Source organism: Peribacillus sp. SIMBA_075 (assembly GCF_046534585.1).
The window spans coordinates 86427-107502 of record NZ_JAWRYN010000014.1; the positions used below are offsets into that span (position 1 = coordinate 86427).

Sequence of the window (21076 nt, forward strand, 5' to 3'; positions counted from 1 at the left end):
GAAAAGTACCGACCGATTGGCTTGCTAAGTTGATAAGGACCGATTAAAAGGCCTTGGAGCTGCTGGTGTTTTGGAGATAGGAAATAACATCTAGGCAATTTTTGGACCGAAATCAGACCAGCTAAAAGAACAAATCAAAAAAGTGATTGCTTAAGAAATTTGTTGTTCAGCCAGAATATTAAAAATAATAGGAGGTATTACCTTGTTAAAAAACTTATTTGGAAAAAAAACAAAAATTTCGGAAATAAAATTAGTATCGCCAATTGAAGGAGAAATTTTAAAGCTTGAAGATGTACCGGATCCAGTTTTTTCACAGAAAATGATGGGAGATGGTATTGCTTTCTTTCCTATCGAAGGGAAGGTAGTGGCGCCGGCTGATGCAAAAGTCATCAATGTCTTCCCGACGAAGCATGCCATTGCATTGGAAACGGCAGAAGGGCTGGAAATATTGATCCATATTGGATTGGACACGGTTAACATGAAAGGAGAAGGGTTTTCCGTTTGTGTGGCAGAAGGTGACCAGGTTAAAGCAGGAGACATATTGGTCACCTACAGCCTTGAACTGGTAAAGGAAAAAGCATCAAGTACTATTACACCGATGATCATTACCAATGGAGACATTGTGACACATTTAGAGTATCACTATAGTGGACAATCTGTAGCCGGTAAAACGACCGTTCTGGTAGTTACCTTAAAATAGGAGAATGAGTAAAATAGAAGAAACTCGTTAAAGAACTAAAGAACTAAAGAACTAAAGAACTAAAGAACTAAAGAACATATGACCAAGAGATGTCCACCCCAGAAATGGGGTGTTTTTATTTTGACTAAGTTGGTATCATAACTTAACGGAATTGTGTTACTTTAGGTGATAATTTGAACTTGTTTTATACAATTTATATTCCTGTTTTAATGCCAAAACCTATTAAAATTAAGCCAGTTGATTTTTGGAACGCTTTCTGGAATTTGGAGTTGTTCAACCATTTTTTTGCGTAATCAATTAGATAAACAAGAAATAGAAACCATAATACAGCGAGTAAGGTTAAGATGAAGGCTAATATAATCAATTGCTGGTTTACATTTCCATTCAAATTGACAAATTGCGGCATGATTGTTATATAAACTAAAATAGTCTTTGGATTAAGAATATTATTAAGTAATGCCTGCATAAAGGAATCCTTATTATGCCGATTTAAATACTTCGTGGGTGTATTTGCTTGTGCTTGTATTTCTTTTAAAGAAAAAGCGCTTTTAGTAAAAAAACTTTTAATCCCTAAATAAATTAAGTAGGCGGCTCCCAAATATTTAATTGTACTGAAAAGAATAACAGACTTTGCAATGACAACAGATAACCCAAGAATAGCAATAAGCGTCCAAAAAGAAAGTCCCGTTGCCATTCCAAGAACGGTATAATGTCCAGCTTTTGGACCATAGCGAAGCGTGTTTTTCACTAGGAGCATAGTATCTGCTCCGGGTATAATAACCATCATTGCAACTATTGATATGTAAGTTAGTAAGCTTTCCATACTATTTCTCCCTTTTCGTTTATTAGTGGCTACTCAAGTAACTACTTATTAAGTATATTGGATGCTTATGGAAAAGGTCAACAGATTTTGCTAAAATATTAGTTACTAAGGTAGCAACTAAGGTTGTGTTGGAGGATTTATGAAAGAAAACATTTTAGAAACATTAAAAAATCTAAATTTTACCGAATATGAAGCGAAAGCATATCTTACCTTATTGGAAGAATCGCCATTGACTGGTTATGCAGTAGCAAAAAACTCCGGTGTACCACGTTCAAGAATATATGAAATTCTGGACGGTCTCGCAATAAGAGGGGATATTCTGGTTAGTCCTGGGAACACACCACAGTATACTCCTGTTCCTGCAAAGGAGCTAATAAAAAACCGTCGAATGAAAGCAGAAGAGAATTTTGAACTGGCAGAAAAATCATTAGCGGAGTTTGAAAGTTCTGCAAATGACCGTGAAAATATCTGGAATATCACTGGACGCAATGAAATACTCGAAAAGGTTAAAGCTTGTATATTATCTGCTGAAAAAAGAATCCTCTTAGAGATTTGGGAAGAGGAATTCGAAGAATTGGAGTCTGAACTAAGACAGGCAGCAACTAGAGGGGTCAATGTAACAATTATTGCTTATGGGGAAATCGTATGTGATTTTGCTAATGTTTACCTCCATTATATGGGTCATGAAATTACAGAAGAGTATGGTGGACGATGGCTTGTTATTAGTGGAGATGACTCAGAAGTAGTAGCAGGTATTGTCTCGCTGGGTAAAGATAGTCGTGCGGCATGGACAATGCATGTAGGTTTGGTAATGCCAATTACAGAAGTCATGATTCATGATTTGTATCTCATGGAAATTATGGAGAAACATAGAGAGCTTTTAGAAGAAAGTTTTGGTGAAAACCTTGCCAATTTACGTAAAAAGTTCTCTATCCATCCAGATTTTAAGAAACATTACGTTGACTAGATTTGTACTATTTTTTCCTGTTTTAACAACATAAAAAGAAAAGCATTACTTTTTTATTAATCATCGTTTTGATGAAGTAGTGTGGGGCTCAGTACAAATTCAAGCTTTAACACCAGCATCCAGCGTCTATGGGCAATCCCAAGTAGCGAATATTGCTAGATGGGAATTACTAATAATGATTGATGAATATGGATGGATTTGAAGCATGGAAGCACGCATTAGCGGAAGCATCATTTTCACCTATAGCGAAAAAATACGGGAGAGTCCTGCAATAGTCAATGGACAATTAGAAGTTCCAGAAAATTTCATTGAAAAAGGTGAAGCCGATGTGATTGCCTTAGGAAAGGGAACCCTGGTGAGTGGATCAATAAAGTCAATGATGGAAAGCTATAAGCAGTTTTAAAGCCGGAAGAAGTGTTAAGCCCGAATGCAAAAAATAAGGTATTTGAAGTATAAATCTTCTCCATCTCACAGTGCTTTACTTGAAGAAGCAAACTAAAAAAAGCCGATTCCTTAACGTACAGGAATCGACTTTTTTAGTTTGAAATTTCGCCTAGCGTAAAAATTCCCCGTTCATCTTAACCCAAAAATAACACTATTTATTTTGAAAAGATTTCTTTTGCGTTTTCCATGGCCATTTTATTTCCTAGTGCTGAATAGTCAAGCCATGGCTGATCCGGAACTACGTATACATGTTTTCCTTTAACTGCTTTCAACCCTTTCCAAATGGGTGTATCTTCCAACTGTTTAAAAGCAGTCTGAGACTCATCGTCACTGTTGACAATGACAAATATAGCATCTGCATCGAAATCTGGAAGAACTTCTTGAGATATGACTTCGTAAGGCAGATTTTTATCAATCTTTTCAACACCATTGGCAGGTTTAAAACCTAAATCCTGAAATAAGATAGGTCCCATTGGCTTTTCAGTACTAAATACTCGTAACTCCTTTGCAGTAACACGGATTGCCATTACTTTACTGCCTTCACCAAGTTTATTTTCAATTAAATTTTTGACTTCTTTTGTTTGTTTTTCATAATCTGATATGAACTTTTCTGCTTGCTGTTGACGGTCGACAAGTTTAGCAACGGACTTTAAATGATCTCTCCATGTTCCTTCATCAAGATTAAATACATGAGTCGGTGCGATTTTTTCATATTTTGATACATCTTGTCCTGAAAATTCTTTATCAAGATAAATCACAGAAGGATTTAGTTCTATCAACGCTTCCATATCTGGATCTTTTACGGGTCCAAGCTTTTGCGTATCTTTTAATCGATCCTTCACATGCGGCAGAAAATCTTTTAATTCTCCACCAATTACAGAACCAACTGGAGTTATATCTAATGCAAGTAAATCATTTGTTAGGTGGATGGAAAGTGAAGCGATTCTAGGTTCTTCACTCTCTGGTTTATTTTTTTTTGCTGATTTACTATCATTTGAAGATGTCTGTCCGCAAGCCGACAAAATAAGAATTAACATAATGCTAAATAAAATAGTAATTTTCTTGTTCATTTTTTCTCCTAATTGAAAAGTTATTTTGTTTTTGTGAGCAAGTAAAGAAAATAGGGAGCTCCTATAGCAGCGACTACTATACCAGCTGGAATAGCATTTGGATGAAATATGGATCGGCCGATGGTATCCGCAAGCACCAAAATAATGAGTCCTATAAGCCCTGCAACAGGAAGGAAATGCTGGTACATCGGGCCGACGAGCCGACGGGCAAGATGCGGGGCAACTAGACCAATAAATCCAATACCGCCGGCCATTGCTACACTCGCACATGACAAACCAACAGCAGTTACCAGCATCAGCAAACGTTGTTTTTGAACAGAAACACCAAGTCCAGCCGCTACCTCATCACCTAGTGATAAGGCATTTAATGTGTTAGATTTGAAGTAAGCATAAGGTGCTAAAATAAGGATCCACGGAAAAAGGGCAATAACATGGATCCAATCTCTTCCCCATACATTACCAACCAACCATCTTGAAGCAAATGAGTAGGTTTCTTCATCAAGACGAAGAGACAGAAAAAGTGTAATAGCACTAAAACCAGCAGAAATCGCAATTCCAATGAGAATAAGGCGAATGGGCAGTATGCCTTTGTAACGATCATAGGCAAGTAAAACAATAAGAAAAGCAGTTAAGACTCCGCCTAAAAAGGTAAATAACGGTATAAGGATTGATGCTTTTTCATCTAATGAATGAAAATAGGTTACAAAGATAATCAGACCAAAGGACGCACCTGCATGTAAGCCTAGAATTCCTGGATCTGCCAAAGGATTACGCGATAAACCTTGTAGGATTGCACCTGAAATTCCTAATCCAACTCCCGCCAACATGGTAATCAAGATTCGTGGCATACGGTAATCAAATAGCACAGTAGAACTTTTAAAATCACCGTTGCCAAAAAGCGTTTGGATTATTTTTAAAGGTGAAATTCGCAGTGTACCTGTATTCAAGCTTATTAATACTGCAATTATACTAATAAAAATAAATACCATAGTAACTATATATGCCCTCTTGTTGTCTGCATTCATATGACGCTTCACCTATAAGTCCCTCCCTACTTTACGAGCAATATAGAGGAAAAAAGGAACACCGACAAGGGCAACCATTATACCAATAGCCAGCTCTCTAGGCGGGTTCAACGTTCTGGCACCCAGATCAGCCAGTATTAACAGAATCGAACCCAATAATGCTGACATTGGAATAATGAGCTGATAATATCCTCCAACCAATTTTCGTGAAATATGTGGGATTACAAGTCCAACAAAACCTATTGAACCAACGGCCGAAACAGAAACTCCTGCCAGAATAACGGCTACTATCATTCCTAGTATTCTAATACGATTCGTATTCACACCAAGATTGGTGGAAATATCATTGCCCATTGAAATGAGTGATACAGATCGACCTAATGAAATTGCCCAAATAATTGCGATAAGAATAATAGGAGCAAGCACTTTCAAATGACTCCACTTTATCCCTGCTACACCTCCCGCATACCAAAATGCTAAATCCTGACTCAAATCATAATAAATGGCCACTCCTGAACTAAGTGAATGTAGGAGCGCTGCTATCACTGCACCTGAGATTGTTAGCCTTATAGGTGTTAATCCTCCCGGCACAGATGAGCCTATTATATAAATGAATAATGTACTCAACACAGCTCCTATAAATGAAAAAACCATCAAGACAGCATATGGTATATTTGGAAAGAAAGCGAAACTAAGGGCTACCACAAACATTGACCCTGCGTTAATACCAAGTATTCCTGAGTCAGCTAAGGGGTTGTGGGTGACTCCTTGCATCAAAGCACCTGCAACTGCAAAAGCTGCTCCGACTAATGCAGCGCCAATCACCCGTGGAAGCCGTAGTTCGTGGATAATCTGTTGCTGTGTCAGTGTGGGATTATAATCAAAAATCGCTGACCACACCGTATTGATGCTAACCTCTTTTGCTCCAAATGTTACAGCCAAAAATAGGCACAGCACTAATCCAATAATCACCAGAATGAATAAACACAATAGCAGAAAACCATTTGAACGCTTTTTGAGTCCCTTTAGAGAGGGATTATGTAACATTTTTTAATTCATCCTTTACTGTTCATTGGAATTGATAATCATTATCATGATGATTATATCTTTACTCTTTGCTGAAATCAATCTATTTTTTTAACACGTTAATTTGTTAAAATATTGAATTGTTTGTATATGTTCACATAGGCTCCAGTAGGCAGGAAAATCGTTCGTAAAAGTGTACTTTTACGATTTTTTAATTATGATTGTTACGAATCTCCTTATTGTTCCAAGCATATAGTTTATAGAATTTATGATAATTAATATATAAGGGGTGAATGGATTGAACAAGGTAGGAAAAGATGATTTTGTTTCTGGGTTTGTTCCACATCATAATCATGGGTCCGTTGATTATACATCTGTAGAGGACGGCCATGTCCATCAATGTCTGGATGTAACATCCCCGCCAATTCCATCACAAGAGGGAGAACATATTCACTATACAGAAGGATATGTGGTATTTGAGGATGGGCATAACCATTATTATAAGGCATATTCGGGACCAGCCATTCCTGTTGGCAATGGAATGCACGTTCATTATTATGATTTTTACACAACTGAAGATGATGGGCATAAACATCGAGTTAGAGGGGTCGATCAACCTGCTCCAGGGAATAAATAAAGGTACATGATATTCAAAAAGAAAACATCAGGGGGATTGAACGCCCCCTGATGTTTTCTTTTTTTTGATAATTTTAGTAGAGTTTTATCCGATTCGAGGTTTTTCAAATAACCAGTGATAAATTATTTAACGAAGTTTAGAAGTGAAATTATCCAAAATTAAAAGCCCCATTTCTCAGTGTCATAAACGAGAAATGGGGCTTTTTTCACTTTATGCGTAACCCGTTATTTCGAACCCCTCCTTTTAATCGAGAGGGGCTCTTTTTTTGAAGTTTTACAAAATGCAAAAAATGAATCATTTAAAAGGTAAAGTGTTAACAAATATTATTAATACTAAATGGTTTTTCACACTCCGAGTTGTTTCGCAGCTTTTTAAGCCAAGAATCTCATATATCGTAAAAAGTCTGATCATTCTTTAACGTTTTTAAAATATGCTTAGTCAGCATTGACGCATCATCCGTGTTTTTCCAAACTGCAGATATGGAACTGAATAATTCAGAGTTATCGATGTTCAATGCTTTAACTTTGCTTTTTCCCAACAAACTCACCATATCTTTCGGCATGAGAGCAACACCTAAGTTATTGGATATAAGGTTGGCAATCGTTAATAATTCGGATCCTTTACATAATTCTTTAGGTGAAAATCCAGCAGTCAGACAAGCCTTTTCCAAAAGGAATTGAAGGGAGTGCGCTTGGACGGCATCATAATGGATAAAAGATTCGTCCCTTGCTTCGTATAAGTGTATAGCATCCTTTTGGGCAAGTGGATGATCAATGGAAACGACTAATTGTAAAGGGAACCTTTTGAATTCAATCATGCTTAATCCTTCATTTGCGATGATGTTATTGTGTATGGGCGTTCGGATGAAACCGATGTGATAATTTTGTTGGTTTACGAGCTTCACTGCTCTTGAGGATGTTGTTTCATGCAGGTAAAAATCTGTTTCCGGGTATTCCCCCACTATCTTTTTCAATAACTTCGGGATATATATGCTAGCTGCAGAGGGGACAGTAGCAATCTTCATTTTGGGCTTGGGGATGGTTTTATTTTCAACTATGTAATTCACTGTTTTCTCAATATCTTCAAAGGAAGGGGCAAGTTTTTTATAGATGTACTCTCCTTCTTCCGTCAATGTAATTTTTCTTGTCGTTCGATTTAATAGTTTAAGGCCTAATTGTTTTTCGAGGGATAAAATCTGTTGGCTAAGTCCTGGCTGGGATATATGCAGGGTTTTGGAAGCCTCACTGAAACTAAGATGGTTAGAAACCTCTATGAAATAGCGGAGGGATAGGAAATTCAAACAATCACCCACTTTAGTCAGATTTGAAAATACACACTAAAAATAGCTGGTAAAAGGAAGGGCGGACCTCAAATATACCCTCTCAAATAATATTTGTATATAACGATTAAAGGCTAGAAATATGTTAAAAGTTTGTATTTTTATAATAAAGACTTATAAGTTTATAACAATAATATATTTCTAAAACGGAAGAGTCAATATTATCCTTAAATTAAGGATAAAAATGTAATAAAGAGGATAATGAACTCATTAAATAACAGAATCTTCCGAATTTAAGCGGGCGTTTTTACAAATCTCTGCTTGTTTACTTGAGATAAATAAAACTTTTTAATCGATAGTGGGACTTTTAGTTATTGTGTCTAATTTTGCAAAAAAAAGGAAAAGTGGGGTGGTCGGTAGAATAATAATAGTATCATCTCTTGCAGATGATGAAAAACAATGGGGGGGAGTTTTATGAAAAAGTTTAATAAGTACTTTTTATTGGTTATGATTCTGACAGTGACCGGTATTATAACGGCCTGCGGAGACAGTAAGGAAGAAGTATCCGGCAGCGGAAACCAAAACCTGAGTTTGTTGACTGGTGGAACGGGAGGTACATACTATCCACTTGGGGGACAAATTGGAAAAATCATTTCTGATAAAACAAAAGCGAAAATAACACCTCAGACATCTGGTGCCTCGGCTGAAAACATGGAAACTTTAAGAGCTGGAGAAGCTGAAATCGCTTTTTCGCAAACGGATATCGCCGCATATGCACTTGAAGGAAAAGAAATGTTCGATGGCAAGCCTATAGACAATATACAGGCGATCAGCTCTTTATATCCTGAAACGGTTCAAATTGTAACGACGGCAAAGAGTGGAATTAAATCAGTCGAGGATTTGAAAGGTAAAAAGGTATCAGTAGGTGCACCGGGTTCTGGTGCTTACATCAATGCAATGCAAATCCTGGAGATCCATGGGTTGACTGAGAAAGATATTAAAGGACAAAATCTTTCTTTCGATGAGTCGACGGAAGGAATCCAAGCTGGAAGTATTGACGCAGCTTTCATTACGGCCGGTACACCAACTGGTGCGGTTGATGCGCTATCCGTACAAAATGATATTATTATCCTGCCTATTGCAGAGGACAAGATTCAAGAGTTGGTTAAAAAATACCCATACTATGCAGAAGACACAATTCCAAGCGGTACGTATAAAATCAAATCCGATGTTAAAACAGTTGCTGTTAAAGCAATGTTAGTGGTTACAAAGGATCTTGATGAAGATTTAGTGTATGAAATGACAAAAGCGGTATATGACAACACGGATAAAATCACACATGCCAAGGGCAAGTTCATTACAGCAGAGACTGCACTTGAAGGATTAGGGGATATGGAAATTCACCCTGGCGCTGCAAAATACTTTAAAGAAAAAGGTGTTTCCAAGTAATGAAATTTGGTCGGTAGCTCGCAATATGTGGCCTATCGGCCTCGTTTTTTCTGAATGGGATTTCAGATTTTGAAAGGGGTACCTATGAAATTCAAGATATTCATGGCTTTTGGTACACCTCTGATCATCGCTTTTCTATTATTTTTTCCGTATAAGCATGTAATTGCATTTTCCTACCAGGACCAAGGGGAATTAGTCGCGTACTTGCCATTGAAAAGAGAAAAAAACTTCCAGATTAAGTATACACACTCCATCCACCTCTCGGAGGTACTGGAATCATATCGTTTATCCGATAAGCAAATCGAACAAACCGAACTTGCTTATAGTGATTTTGCGGTCGGTATGCCTTCTAATGCAGAGGGGGAGGAAGTATTTGAAGAGAAAGATGGTATCTACTTCATAAAAAATATGAATCGCAATTTCGCTTATATAGATTTACGTGTAGGGCAAGTTAGAGCTAACCATCGATTAGTTTATGATAAAAAAACATATACATTGGCAGACTTTATTAAGCCAGGAACATGGGTCAGGATTTCATCGGAAAGAATTTCAATATGGGAACAGTTGAAAGGAGTGAAGATTCATGGCTGATAAGGAAAAAATGCAGTATTTAACCGAAGCGGAACAACAGGAATTATTGGAAAAGTACGATCCTGAAGCAGGGACAAGGAAATTAACCGGCGTCTTGGGACACATTGTATTTTTTGGACTCTTAGCTTTTTCGTTATTCCAATTATATACTGCTATTTTTGGTGTTTTTACAGCACAAATCCAACGGACGATACATTTAGGGTTTGCACTTTCCTTGATTTTTTTACTTTTTCCTGCAAACCGGAAGAAGCGTCAGAAAGGAAAATTTCAAGTTGCTTGGTACGATATCATTTTAGCGATCCTTAGTATAGGCGTAGGTGCATATTGGCCATTATTTTTCGAAGATATCGTCATGAATGTAGGACGTTTAGGCGCTGTGGATTTTGCGGTTGGTTTAATGGCCATTCTGCTAGTTTTAGAGGCAACTAGACGAGCAGTAGGGCTTCCTATTATGGTCATTGCTTTATTATTCGTTTTCTATGGGATTTTTGGTCAGTATATGCCAGGATTCCTCTCTCATCGCGGTTTAACGCTGGAACGTTTGGTGCAAACGATGTTCTTCTCGACAGAGGGCATTTTAGGTACACCGTTAGCTGTTTCATCGACATTCATCTTCCTGTTTTTATTATTTGGTTCCTTTCTTGTCCGTACGGGTGTCGGGCAATACTTCAATGATCTTGCAACGTCTATTGCCGGTAGAAGGATAGGGGGACCTGCGAAGGTTGCGATTTTTTCCAGTGCTCTGCAAGGAACGATCAGCGGAAGCTCTGTGGCTAATGTTGTCACTTCAGGATCCTTTACAATACCGATGATGAAAAATCTTGGATACAAGAAGGAATTCGCAGGGGCAGTGGAAGCAGCCGCGTCTACTGGCGGTCAATTAATGCCTCCGATCATGGGGGCGGCGGCATTTTTAATGGTTGAATTCATTGGGAATGGGATTACGTATTGGGATATAGCAAAGGCGGCTACGATTCCAGCTATCCTTTACTTTTCAGGAATTTGGATCATGACCCATTTTGAAGCGAAACGACTTGGATTACGTGGACTAACGAAAGAAGAAATGCCAAATAAAAAGGAAGTGATCAGTAAACTTTATTTGTTAATTCCGATCATCGCCATTATCTTCCTGCTCATGCTGAATATAACGGTTACACATGCAGCCTTGTATTCCATTCTTATCTCAGTTCTTGTAGGATTCATAAACAAGGATGTCCGCATGAAATTCATCGATATCATTTATGCATTAGTGGATGGAGCCCGGACTGCACTTGCGGTTGCTGCTGCAACCGCAGCAGCCGGCATTATTGTAGGAATAGTTACGAAAACAGGGCTTGGGCTGAAATTGGCAAATGGATTAATCGATTTCTCTGGTGGATATTTAATTCCAACACTGATGCTAACGATGGTAGCGGCAATTATTTTAGGAATGGGATCACCTACAACTGCCAACTATGTGATCACCTCGACGATTGCAGCACCTGCGATCATTTTGCTTGGCGTCCCTGATTTATCTGCACATCTATTTGTCTTCTATTTTGGCATTATAGCAGATATAACTCCTCCAGTTGCATTAGCGGCATTTGCAGCGGCAGGGGTAGCGGGCAGTGAACCGATAAAAACGGGGATACAGTCATCAAAACTGGCTATTGCTGCATTTATCATTCCGTATATTTTTGTTCTCTCTCCACAATTACTAATGATCGATACAACTTGGCTGGAGGTCGCCTGGGTCGTTCTTACAGCGCTGTCAGGCATGATTGCAATTGGTGCTGGAGTTATAGGTTACTGGATGAGGGGAATGCACTGGATAGAAAGAATCCTCGCTATAATCGTTGGTTTACTATTAATCTATCCTGAAACGATATCGGACATCGTTGGGTTAACTACATTTATCGTATTGCTGGCTTTACAATATCTTGGAAAGAGCGACAAATACGACAGCCCCAATATCTTGGAACATAAGCAAAGTATAGAGAAAAGTTGAGGCTTCAATTTTCAATCCGGATGTAAAGGTTAGTGAAGAGTCATGGTGAAAATTCAGGGGGGTGATTTTTTGAATTGAATCATCATTGAGAGAACTTATCTAACAGCCAAAGGGAATGTGCATACTGCTTCAATTTAGAGATTAACCAGTATATTCCCGACTTGCAGATCGAGGGTCATCCGTATATCCACTTGCCGTATGGTGAAATCCCAATTTTGTTTTTGAAAGGAGACTAATTCATGAAATTTTTAAAAAGTTTTATTTTAGTTACTTTCAGTTTCTTTTGTATGATCACACCAGCTTTTGCAAGTGTCCCCGGAGTGGATAAGTCAATGGGAAAGGGTTTTACAAATGGAATCGTATCAGTTTCTCATCCGTTAGCAGCTGAAGCGGGTATAAAGATACTAAAACAAGGTGGAAATGCAGTCGATGCAGCAGCTGCCATTCAATTATCGTTAAATGTAGTTGAGCCAATGATGTCTGGAATCGGCGGCGGTGGTTTTATGATGATCTACAATAAAAAGGAAAATAAAATAACGATGATCGATAGTCGCGAAATGGCACCACAAAATGTTACGCCTGAACTTTTTTTAGATTCAAAGGGAAAACCTATACCTTTTAGTAAACGGCACATATCTGGGAAAGCGGTTGCAGTTCCCGGAACACTTTTAGGGGTAGAAACTGCTCTTGAGAAATATGGAACATTGAAATTATCTCAAGTTATCGACCAGTCTATTTTACAAGCTGAAAAAGGGGTAAAAGTCAATTGGGCGACAGCTCAATATATCGACGAAAATGTAAAAAAACTTGAAAATAACCAAGCGGCTGCAAAAGTTTTTGTGCCAAATGGAAAACCATTGGTAGAGGGAGATACCCTCGTTCAGCCAGATCTGGCAAAGACTCTTAAGTTAATAAAAGAACAAGGTTCTAACGTTTTTTATAAAGGTGAAATTGGAGAAGCACTTACCAAAGAAGTTCAAAAACGTGAAGGAACGATGACAAAAGAGGATTTGGAAAACTATGTGGTGAAAGAGAGAGAACCAATTAGATCGGAATATAGGGGCTTTGAATTGGTGGGTGCAGCTTCACCAAGTTCAGGCAGTTTGACGATCCAACAAATCCTGAAGCTTATGGAAGGATACGATGTACAAAAGATGGGGGCTAACTCCCCTGAGTATCTTCATTATCTAACGGAAGCCATGCATCTCGCATATGCCGATCGAGCTGCCTATATGGCAGATGAAGATTTTTATGATGTACCTACTAAAGGACTATTGGATGAAGATTATATAAAAGAAAGAAGAAAACTCATTAATCCAAATAGATCAACAGTTGATGTCAAAGCAGGCGATCCATGGAAGTATGAGGGCAAAGAACCGACTTCAATGAAGAACGTTAAGGAAGAGCAGACCCCGATCGGACAAACGACTCACTTTTCTGTAATGGATAAGTGGGGAAATATGGTTGCTTATACGACTACAATCGAGCAAGTATTCGGATCGGGTATCATGGTACCTGATTATGGATTCATGCTTAATAATGAAATGACGGATTTTGATGCCACACCGGGGGGCGTTAACCAGGTGGAACCAAGAAAAAGACCAAGAAGCAGTATGTCCCCGACCTTCGTATTAAAAGATGGCAATCCCTTCATGGCCATTGGTTCACCAGGCGGAGCGACGATAATAGCATCGGTATCTGAAACGATTATGAATGTGCTTGATCATCATATGCGAATTCAAGATGCCATACTAGCTCCACGTATTTATTCTGCTGGTTATCCTACAGTTAGATGGGAACCGGGAATTGAACAAAATACAAGGCTGGAGTTAATGGCAAAAGGCCATGTTTATGAAGAAAAACCCCAACATATCGGTAATGTGCAAGCTGTCATTTTTGATTATGAAACAGGGAAAATGTATGGAGGAGCCGACAATACGAGAGAAGGAACTGTTCAAGGAGTGTATGATGTTTCCTATAAAGCTAAAAAGCCAAAAGAAATAAAAGAAGAAAAGAAAGGACCGTTTACCTTAAAGGTGAATGGAGCCGTTTATCCCTATACTGCTGAACAAATGAAACTGATAGATGAAAAACCCTATATCCAATCAGACAAATTGCTACTTGGATTGGGTGTAATTGGAGCAGGTGACTTAGGAACATATGAACCAGATAAAAAATCGTATTTACCGGTGTTAAAAGTAGCGAAATCGTTAGGATATAAAACAAAATGGAACGAAACAGACAAAGAGGCACTATTGGAAAAAGATCCAGCGGATTTTGAAGATCCCGACGATGATGGTAGCGTCACGAATTGATTTCATCCTGACTAATATAACCAGTCCAGACAGGGATTCCTTTAAAAAGATGTAAGAAGGATATTGGAAGTGAAACGGTCCAGACTAATGATATTCCCCTTGTGCATTGTGCAGAAAGGGGAATATTTTTTTGTGCATTTTTTCAGTGAAGATTTGCTTTTTTAGTTAGTCGATTCAATCACTCTCATTAAAAAAGCGATGTATCTCCTCAACTAATTTACATACCGCAGGTGACAGATATCGATCTTTCAAGTATGCCAGGTATACAGTCCTTTCCAAAAAATTAGATTCTATTGCACGGATTGAAGTATCGGTTGTTGTAACGGATTTTACATAGCTTTCCGGTAAAATTGTAACACCAAGTCCTTCTTCCACCAAACTGCAAGCTGTTTCAAGTCTTTCTATTTCGTAAATAATATTGGGAAGTGCCTTTTCATGCTTGAATGCTTTTAAGATATCATCTCTTGTTTGAAATCCAGTTGTACTAATGATCAATTCTTTCTTTGCAAGGTCTTGGAAAGTGATAGACTCTTTTTCGTTTAATTCATCATCTTTATGGACCAAAAGCACGAATTTTTCATTGTATAGGGGTGCAGATATGATTTTCTCATGGTTAATTGGCTGGTTCGTGATGGTGAAATGAACATTAAACCGATTTAACGATTCGATAACCTTTTCTTCCCCCAATATTTCCCTGACTTTGAAATGGATATTAGGATAATTGATTTTAAAATTCCTGATTATCTTCGGGAACCAGATTTTGAATGATTCGATGGAACCTATAGATATTGTTCCACTTCCAACATGCTTCATCTCCTCAAGTTCCACTTGAAAATTATTGAATCTTCTTAACAAATCCACAGATCTCGTATAAAAAATCCCCCCTGCTTCCGTAAGCTCAAGTCCCCTTGTATTACGTTCCAAAAGCTGAAAACTAACTTCTTTTTCTAATTTCATTATGGCATTACTTAAGGAAGGTTGAGATATATGCAGTATTTTAGCAGCTTTAGAGTAATTCTTTTCCTGGACAACGGTAGTGAAATAACGTAGTTGGCGAAGATCCATATATTCTCCTTTCTATAGTTTAAAACTATAGATATATTAAAATTTTGTATTGGTAATTATATATTATCTCAATTATAATTTTTAAAAAAGATATTTCAGAATTTTTTTAATAAAGGAGAAATTATGTATAATAAACCGATTTTAGATTATTGGAATGGAAGGATTGATTCCCATTCTGAAATGGACAGCTTCAGGTACCACCAAAGAGTGCGTTTGTCACCGATTTCGGAATTAAACACCTCTCCCAAAGCATCCAGAACCTTTGGAATGATTGGCTTCAAATGTGATGAAGGCGTCAAAAGAAATAAAGGCAGGATTGGTGCTGCAGAGGGTCCTGATCATATAAGGCAGTCCTTGGCGAAATTACCATGTCATTTATCCTCCCAAACCGAACTGGTGGATGCTGGAAATGTAATCTGTGAAGGTTCAGAGATGGAGGATGCCCAAGCTCAACTGGGATCAGCTGTTGCCCAGATATTGGAGAGTAAAGCGATTCCTATCATACTTGGCGGAGGACATGAAACCCTTTATGGTCATTATCTTGGGATAAGGAAATACGTTGGACCAAAGGCTAGATTGGGGATTATTAATATTGATGCTCACTTTGATATGAGGCCTTATGAAAAAGAAAGTTCATCAGGAACGATGTTTAAACAGATTTTGGACGAAGATCAAAGTTGTGGATATTTATGTGTCGGAATTCAGAAACAGGGAAATACGAAGGCCCTGTTTAAAACTGCTGAGAGGAGTAAGGTCGACTACATATTGGAAGAAGATTTGTCATTGAACGAAATGAATGAAACCAAGCAGCGGATAAATGAATTCGTTAAAAAAAATGACTTCATCATTCTTACATTATGTACTGACGTTATTGATTCAGCCTACGCACCAGGGGTAAGTGCACCCTCTCCATTTGGACTGAATCCGAAATTGGTCCGTGCCATTATTAGGCATGTCGTATCAAACGAAAAGATCCTCTCCTTTGATATCGCGGAAGTGAATCCTTCGTTGGACGAAAATAATAAAACCGTTACATTGGCAGCACATTTAATAAATGAGGTATTGCTGCATTTTAAATAATAAATTATACATCTGGGGGCAGACATACGATGAATCTGGAATTAAATCAAATCACAACTTTATTTCTCGCCGTATCACTGCTTTTGGCGGGTGGACTGTTAATTGGGAAGATTCCCATCCTTAAAAGGTTTTGCATACCGGCTCCAGTAGTGGGAGGATTATTGTTCGCGATACTTGTGACAATCTTCAGACAGGCTGGATTGATCAATTTAACATTGGATACTACTTTACAAAGCCTTTTCATGCTTACTTTCTTTACAACTGTAGGGTTAGGGGCAAGCTTTAAACTTGTTAAGCTAGGTGGGAAACTGCTCGTCATTTACTGGCTGGCTTGCGGCGCCCTGGCTCTTTTTCAGAGTATGATAGGAGTTTCACTTGCAACCGTACTTGATTTAGAGCCTTTATTAGGAGTAGTAATGGGCCCCATCTCGATGGAAGGAGGCCATGGGGCAGCTACTGCATTTGGCGGGACAATTGAAGATCTTGGGGTTAGTTCCGCTTTATCCATTGGACTTGCAGCAGCAACCTTTGGCTTGGTTGCAGGCGGGTTAGCTGGTGGTCCATCCGTTAAATATTTAATCACTAAGTATAAATTACAGCCATCCGAAGCGGATATTGATGATGAAGTGGCAGCAGCCGTGGAAGCGAACGGAGATTCACCCAAGGGGATCAACGCCCAAAACTTCATGATCCAGATTCTGATCATAACATTCTGTATGGCAGCAGGTTCTTACTTAGGAGAGCTTTTCTCGAGTTCAACCGGTTTTGTTTTGCCAAGCTATGTAGGAGCAATGTTTGTAGCGGTTATCGTTAGAAATATTCTTGATGGTTTTAAAAGAGAAGCTGTGGATATGAAAAGCATCGATCTAATCGGAGACGTAACATTGGGGATTTTTCTTTCTATGGCCTTAATGAGCATAAAACTATGGGAAGTGGCCGATTTGGCATTGCCGATGCTTCTAATTGTTTTCGTCCAGGTATTTTTCATAGTACTTCTTGGTACATTGGTATTATTCAGATTACTAGGTAAGAATTATGATGCAGCTGTCATGGTTGGTGGCTTTATCGGACATGGATTAGGGGCAACTCCCAACGCAATGGCTAATATGTCTGCCATTACAGGTCAATTTGGTCCTTCGAGAAGGGCATTTCTTATCGTACCGATCGTAGGGGCATTCCTCATCGACCTTTTTGCTATCCCTATTATCATTACCAGTATAAATTTGTTGAAGTGAAAAACCTTCTGACCAGACTGTCTTTGATTTCATTCATGGACAGTCTTTTTTATCTATAAGTTATTTTGAATGCAAATGGAAGATTACAAGCTTCCTTTACTATGAAATGAGGGTCTCGGATTGCTTCGGGTGATTAATCTTAAGGGTAATCAAGTTTAATGGAGCCACTGTATAGGCTCCTCATTAGTGGATTAACCACGACTCTGCTTAAGGTCAATAATGATACTTGTAGGTTTTTGGTTTATAATAACAACCATCTAGCATTATGAGGGGGGATCCTATGAATGAATATAATGTAACGGTCAGGAATGGCAGTACATTAATTTTGTCGGAAATCATTAAAGCTGAAGATGAAAGAGAGGTCCTTGGAACACTTTTGATTTCCAGCGAATTATTCAATCAACCATTTACCGACATCAGGATTTTAGAACGCTGATTTGTACCTGCCCGTTCCATTTGTTACACTGTAATAAATCTTAAAACGGTAGGCGATATTATGTGCGGACGTTTCACCCTTTTCACTGACATTGAAGAAATAAAAGACCGGTTCGATATTCAAGGATCATTTGATGAAGAATACCAATTCAGTTACAATATTGCACCTTCCCACTCCGTGCTATCCGTCATTAATGACGGGACTAGGAATCGACTTGGATATCTTCGGTGGGGACTCATTCCTTTTTGGGCAAAAGATGAAAAAGTGGGCTACAAAATGATCAATGCCAGAGCGGAATCCATTGCTGAGAAGGCAAGCTTCAAGAATGCGTATAAGAAGAAACGATGCTTGATAATCGCTGATTCCTTTTATGAGTGGAAGAAGGGACCCGAGCGAAAAATACCCATGCGAATAAAGCTTAAGAATCATGCTCCATTTGGTATGGCCGGTCTCTGGGAATCTTGGAAATCTCCAGAGGGCATCAACATTTATTCGTGCTCAGTTATAACGACCGTTCCTAATGAGCTAATGACCAGCATTCATGATCGTATGCCTGTCATCCTAAAACCTGAAGATGAAAAAGATTGGTTGAATCCATCCATTAATGATCCTGCATATCTGCAGCAGTATTTAAAATCATTCGATCCTGAACAGATGGAAGCATTTGAGGTATCGACTGATGTGAACTCAACTAAAAATAATTCACCTAACCTGATACAACAAATTTGCTGAGAGGTCCTTTCTTTAGACCTCTTTTTATTTTAAGTTCCTTCCTGATAAAAGACAGGATTTGGATCATAGTATAACAAGTACATCATTATTGAAAAAACCTTATTTACTGCACATGTAAAAGGCCCTTTATTATATTAAGGTCCACATGTGAAATTCTTTAAAACTAAACCTTGCGAAAATACATAAAATGCTGTACTCTTATATTTGCTTTTCAATATGGCTTTCGATGTCACTTTCACAAACTCAGATGGTTTCGGCGAGTTTCCAGTCTGGTACTTTTCTGGTGGATATCGTAATATTTGATAAATTATATAATGTAGATCTTCTTATCAAGAGAGACGGAGGGACTGGCCCGAAGATGTCTCGGCAGCAGACTTAATAGGAGTGCTGTGCCAAATCCAGCAGGCTAATTTTTGCCTGAAAGATAAGGGGGGCGTTTTTTATAAATTAAAAGACCTCTTCTTGTTGTTTAAAGGAAGAGGTCTTTTTTTATGCCGACAGTTTTAAAGCTGTTGATTCCATTAGTGGGCATATCAGGTTATTATTAGCGTTATTTGCAAAAACTGTTAAAAGAATAAGGGCTGTGACACATGTCATGCGAAAAATAAAAAGAGGTGTTCATCATGAGTGCAAACAATAAAGGGAATCCCTGGGCATTGATCCCATTTGTCGTTTTTTTAATTTTATTTATTGGCTCCGGAATCATCACTAAAGATTTTTATTCATTTCCGGTGATTGTAGCGATTTCTATCGCATCAGCAGCTGCATTGGCAATGAATCGGAAAGAGACTTTCAATCAAAAGGTTGAAATCTTCTGTAAAGGTGCCGGGGACTCCAATATTATGTTAATGGTTATCATTTTCCTTTTGGCTGGCGCTTTTTCCAAGGTTGCAAATGGCATGGGGGCAGTTGAATCAACAGTGAATCTTGCCTTAGCTGTTTTTCCGCAAAATCTATTAATGGTAGGGATTTTCATTATTGCTTGTTTTATTTCTTTATCTATGGGGACAAGCATGGGAACGATTGTTGCCCTAGCACCTATTGGGGTTGGAATTAGTGAGCAAACAGATATTTCGCTTGCCCTTTCAATGGCGGCCGTTATTGGTGGTGCGATGTTTGGTGATAATCTATCCTTCATTTCGGATACGACAATCGCTGCAGTTCGAACACAGGGAACGAAAATGAAGGATAAGTTTAAAGTGAATTTTTTCATCGTTTTACCTGCGGCCATCATCACATGTGCCATCCTAGGAATTTTAACGATGGGTGAACAAGCCGACATTTCCCAACATGCTTATAATTGGGTGAAGATCCTTCCATATCTTTGTGTATTGATCACTGCATTGGCAGGAGTCAATGTGTTCCTGGTCCTTTCCATCGGAATTGTATTTGCCGGAATTATCGGCTTGGCTGATGGAAGTTATCAACCGTTGGGTGTCATTCAAAAGGTTGGGGAAGGTATGGCGGGAATGTATGAAATCTCCTTCCTTGCCATTTTAATTGCAGGTATGGTAGCTGTAATCAAACATAATGGTGGCATCGATTATTTACTCCACCTTGTGACCCGAAATAGCAAATCAAAAAAAGGAGCGGAATTCAGCATTGCCGGGCTTGTTGGTTTGACGAACCTTTCAACGGCAAATAACACGATTTCGATTATCATTGCCGGGCCACTTGCCAAAAATATTGCCGAGAAGTATGGGATTGATCCACGTAAATCGGCGAGCTTGCTTGACGTTTTTGCCTGTTGCATCCAAGGGTTGATTCCATATGGGGCACAGCTCCTTGTTGCAGCAGGGGTAGCAAAGATTTCCCCTATAAGCATCTTGCCATATTCTTATTACCCAATACTTATTGGGATTTGTGGAATTATTGCCATCTTGATTGGTTTTCCACGGTTTCAGGCGGGAAATGATGAAGCGAAGAAACGTACTTCTTAAAATGAGAATAATTTTGAAACAACACCCTGAATCATTGGATTCAGGGTGTTGTTATGACTATTACCATAAAATTGCCGTTTGGCAACGAGATGCGACCAAAAATATTTTGGTATGAAAAAAGATATTTATGAATAAGGTTATTAGTTTAAACTAATAAAAATAAGCCTGAACCATTTATTCTGGTTCAGGCTTATTTTCGTGCGCCCGGCATGGGTGCAATCTATAGGGTGGAAGTCCCGAATCATGAAGGCAGTAGTAGTGGTTAGCTTAATGCA

Annotated in this window: 19 protein-coding genes and 1 riboswitch; of the genes, 13 read left to right on the forward strand and 6 right to left on the reverse strand. The window is 38.5% G+C overall.

Annotated features, from left to right (window positions below):
* The first annotated feature begins 202 nt into the window (after positions 1-202).
* The gene (locus SB775_RS12940) at positions 203-700 is read left to right on the forward strand and encodes a PTS sugar transporter subunit IIA (RefSeq protein WP_054397421.1); all 498 of its coding nucleotides are present in this window, start codon (positions 203-205) and stop codon (positions 698-700) included.
* 193 nt (positions 701-893) lie between these two features.
* Here the strand turns inward: SB775_RS12940 and SB775_RS12945 are convergent, their stop codons facing one another.
* Positions 894-1523, reverse strand: a complete 630-nt coding sequence (locus tag SB775_RS12945) for a homoserine/threonine efflux transporter (protein ID WP_410861830.1) — start codon at positions 1521-1523, stop codon at positions 894-896.
* 139 nt (positions 1524-1662) lie between these two features.
* On the opposite strand from SB775_RS12945, the gene SB775_RS12950 reads away from it, so the two are divergent.
* Complete coding sequence (locus SB775_RS12950) at positions 1663-2490, forward strand: TrmB family transcriptional regulator (RefSeq protein WP_289337668.1); 828 nt, start codon at positions 1663-1665, stop codon at positions 2488-2490.
* A 205-nt stretch (positions 2491-2695) separates the two neighbouring features.
* Positions 2696-2893, forward strand: a complete 198-nt coding sequence (locus SB775_RS12955; protein WP_410861831.1) for a hypothetical protein — start codon at positions 2696-2698, stop codon at positions 2891-2893.
* A 196-nt stretch (positions 2894-3089) separates the two neighbouring features.
* On the opposite strand, the gene SB775_RS12960 is transcribed toward SB775_RS12955, so the two are convergent.
* Genes SB775_RS12960 through SB775_RS12970 form a run of 3 tightly spaced genes read right to left on the reverse strand, consistent with a single transcriptional unit; the run spans position 3090 to position 6076 of the window.
* Positions 3090-4004, reverse strand: a complete 915-nt coding sequence (locus SB775_RS12960) for an ABC transporter substrate-binding protein (protein WP_289337667.1) — start codon at positions 4002-4004, stop codon at positions 3090-3092.
* Between the two features lie 20 nt (positions 4005-4024).
* Complete coding sequence (locus SB775_RS12965) at positions 4025-5029, reverse strand: FecCD family ABC transporter permease (protein WP_410861839.1); 1005 nt, start codon at positions 5027-5029, stop codon at positions 4025-4027.
* A 12-nt stretch (positions 5030-5041) separates the two neighbouring features.
* Positions 5042-6076, reverse strand: a complete 1035-nt coding sequence (locus tag SB775_RS12970) for a FecCD family ABC transporter permease (RefSeq protein ID WP_061462876.1) — start codon at positions 6074-6076, stop codon at positions 5042-5044.
* Between the two features lie 277 nt (positions 6077-6353).
* On the opposite strand from SB775_RS12970, the gene SB775_RS12975 reads away from it, so the two are divergent.
* Complete coding sequence (locus SB775_RS12975) at positions 6354-6692, forward strand: YmaF family protein (RefSeq protein WP_125162106.1); 339 nt, start codon at positions 6354-6356, stop codon at positions 6690-6692.
* A gap of 385 nt (positions 6693-7077) precedes the next feature.
* Here SB775_RS12975 and SB775_RS12980 read toward each other — a convergent pair whose 3' ends face one another.
* Positions 7078-7992, reverse strand: a complete 915-nt coding sequence (locus tag SB775_RS12980; RefSeq protein ID WP_289320521.1) for a LysR family transcriptional regulator — start codon at positions 7990-7992, stop codon at positions 7078-7080.
* Positions 7993-8445: 453 nt separating this feature from the next.
* Here SB775_RS12980 and SB775_RS12985 point away from each other — a divergent pair, with 453 nt between their 5' ends.
* The 4 genes from SB775_RS12985 to ggt all read left to right on the forward strand — a co-directional run bounded on the left by SB775_RS12985 (position 8446) and on the right by ggt (position 14313).
* Complete coding sequence (locus SB775_RS12985) at positions 8446-9420, forward strand: TAXI family TRAP transporter solute-binding subunit (RefSeq protein ID WP_061462878.1); 975 nt, start codon at positions 8446-8448, stop codon at positions 9418-9420.
* Positions 9421-9504: 84 nt separating this feature from the next.
* On the forward strand, positions 9505-10011 hold the full coding sequence (locus SB775_RS12990; protein ID WP_061462879.1) for a DUF1850 domain-containing protein: 507 nt from the start codon (positions 9505-9507) through the stop codon (positions 10009-10011).
* Positions 10004-11998, forward strand: a complete 1995-nt coding sequence (locus SB775_RS12995; RefSeq protein WP_289320520.1) for a TRAP transporter permease — start codon at positions 10004-10006, stop codon at positions 11996-11998. The genes SB775_RS12990 and SB775_RS12995 overlap by 8 nt, the downstream gene beginning before the upstream one ends.
* A gap of 239 nt (positions 11999-12237) precedes the next feature.
* Complete coding sequence (ggt, locus tag SB775_RS13000) at positions 12238-14313, forward strand: gamma-glutamyltransferase (protein ID WP_289320519.1); 2076 nt, start codon at positions 12238-12240, stop codon at positions 14311-14313.
* 174 nt (positions 14314-14487) lie between these two features.
* Here the strand turns inward: ggt and SB775_RS13005 are convergent, their stop codons facing one another.
* Positions 14488-15378 (reverse strand): LysR family transcriptional regulator, encoded by an 891-nt coding sequence (locus SB775_RS13005; protein WP_410861832.1) that lies wholly within the window; start codon positions 15376-15378, stop codon positions 14488-14490.
* Between the two features lie 123 nt (positions 15379-15501).
* Here SB775_RS13005 and hutG point away from each other — a divergent pair, with 123 nt between their 5' ends.
* From hutG to SB775_RS13030, 5 genes are all read left to right on the forward strand, one after another.
* On the forward strand, positions 15502-16458 hold the full coding sequence (hutG, locus tag SB775_RS13010; protein WP_289320517.1) for a formimidoylglutamase: 957 nt from the start codon (positions 15502-15504) through the stop codon (positions 16456-16458).
* A 29-nt stretch (positions 16459-16487) separates the two neighbouring features.
* Positions 16488-17693, forward strand: a complete 1206-nt coding sequence (gltS, locus tag SB775_RS13015) for a sodium/glutamate symporter (RefSeq protein ID WP_061462884.1) — start codon at positions 16488-16490, stop codon at positions 17691-17693.
* A 280-nt stretch (positions 17694-17973) separates the two neighbouring features.
* Positions 17974-18129, forward strand: a complete 156-nt coding sequence (locus tag SB775_RS13020; RefSeq protein WP_155727292.1) for a hypothetical protein — start codon at positions 17974-17976, stop codon at positions 18127-18129.
* A gap of 60 nt (positions 18130-18189) precedes the next feature.
* Complete coding sequence (locus tag SB775_RS13025; protein WP_410861833.1) at positions 18190-18861, forward strand: SOS response-associated peptidase; 672 nt, start codon at positions 18190-18192, stop codon at positions 18859-18861.
* A gap of 323 nt (positions 18862-19184) precedes the next feature.
* Positions 19185-19292: riboswitch (SAM riboswitch) on the forward strand.
* Positions 19293-19484: 192 nt separating this feature from the next.
* Complete coding sequence (locus tag SB775_RS13030; RefSeq protein WP_410861834.1) at positions 19485-20801, forward strand: Na+/H+ antiporter NhaC family protein; 1317 nt, start codon at positions 19485-19487, stop codon at positions 20799-20801.
* Positions 20802-21076: the final 275 nt, after the last annotated feature.

Coding starts and splice junctions, on each gene's coding strand:
- SB775_RS12945 (WP_410861830.1), bottom strand. CDS start 1,523: ATGGAAAGCTTACTAACTTACATATCAATAGTTGCAATGATGGTTATT.
- SB775_RS12950 (WP_289337668.1), top strand. CDS start 1,663: ATGAAAGAAAACATTTTAGAAACATTAAAAAATCTAAATTTTACCGAA.
- SB775_RS12955 (WP_410861831.1), top strand. CDS start 2,696: ATGGAAGCACGCATTAGCGGAAGCATCATTTTCACCTATAGCGAAAAA.
- SB775_RS12960 (WP_289337667.1), bottom strand. CDS start 4,004: ATGAACAAGAAAATTACTATTTTATTTAGCATTATGTTAATTCTTATT.
- SB775_RS12965 (WP_410861839.1), bottom strand. CDS start 5,029: ATGAATGCAGACAACAAGAGGGCATATATAGTTACTATGGTATTTATT.
- SB775_RS12970 (WP_061462876.1), bottom strand. CDS start 6,076: ATGTTACATAATCCCTCTCTAAAGGGACTCAAAAAGCGTTCAAATGGT.
- SB775_RS12985 (WP_061462878.1), top strand. CDS start 8,446: ATGAAAAAGTTTAATAAGTACTTTTTATTGGTTATGATTCTGACAGTG.
- SB775_RS12990 (WP_061462879.1), top strand. CDS start 9,505: ATGAAATTCAAGATATTCATGGCTTTTGGTACACCTCTGATCATCGCT.
- SB775_RS12995 (WP_289320520.1), top strand. CDS start 10,004: ATGGCTGATAAGGAAAAAATGCAGTATTTAACCGAAGCGGAACAACAG.
- ggt (WP_289320519.1), top strand. CDS start 12,238: ATGAAATTTTTAAAAAGTTTTATTTTAGTTACTTTCAGTTTCTTTTGT.
- SB775_RS13005 (WP_410861832.1), bottom strand. CDS start 15,378: ATGGATCTTCGCCAACTACGTTATTTCACTACCGTTGTCCAGGAAAAG.
- hutG (WP_289320517.1), top strand. CDS start 15,502: ATGTATAATAAACCGATTTTAGATTATTGGAATGGAAGGATTGATTCC.
- gltS (WP_061462884.1), top strand. CDS start 16,488: ATGAATCTGGAATTAAATCAAATCACAACTTTATTTCTCGCCGTATCA.
- SB775_RS13020 (WP_155727292.1), top strand. CDS start 17,974: ATGAATGAATATAATGTAACGGTCAGGAATGGCAGTACATTAATTTTG.
- SB775_RS13025 (WP_410861833.1), top strand. CDS start 18,190: ATGTGCGGACGTTTCACCCTTTTCACTGACATTGAAGAAATAAAAGAC.
- SB775_RS13030 (WP_410861834.1), top strand. CDS start 19,485: ATGAGTGCAAACAATAAAGGGAATCCCTGGGCATTGATCCCATTTGTC.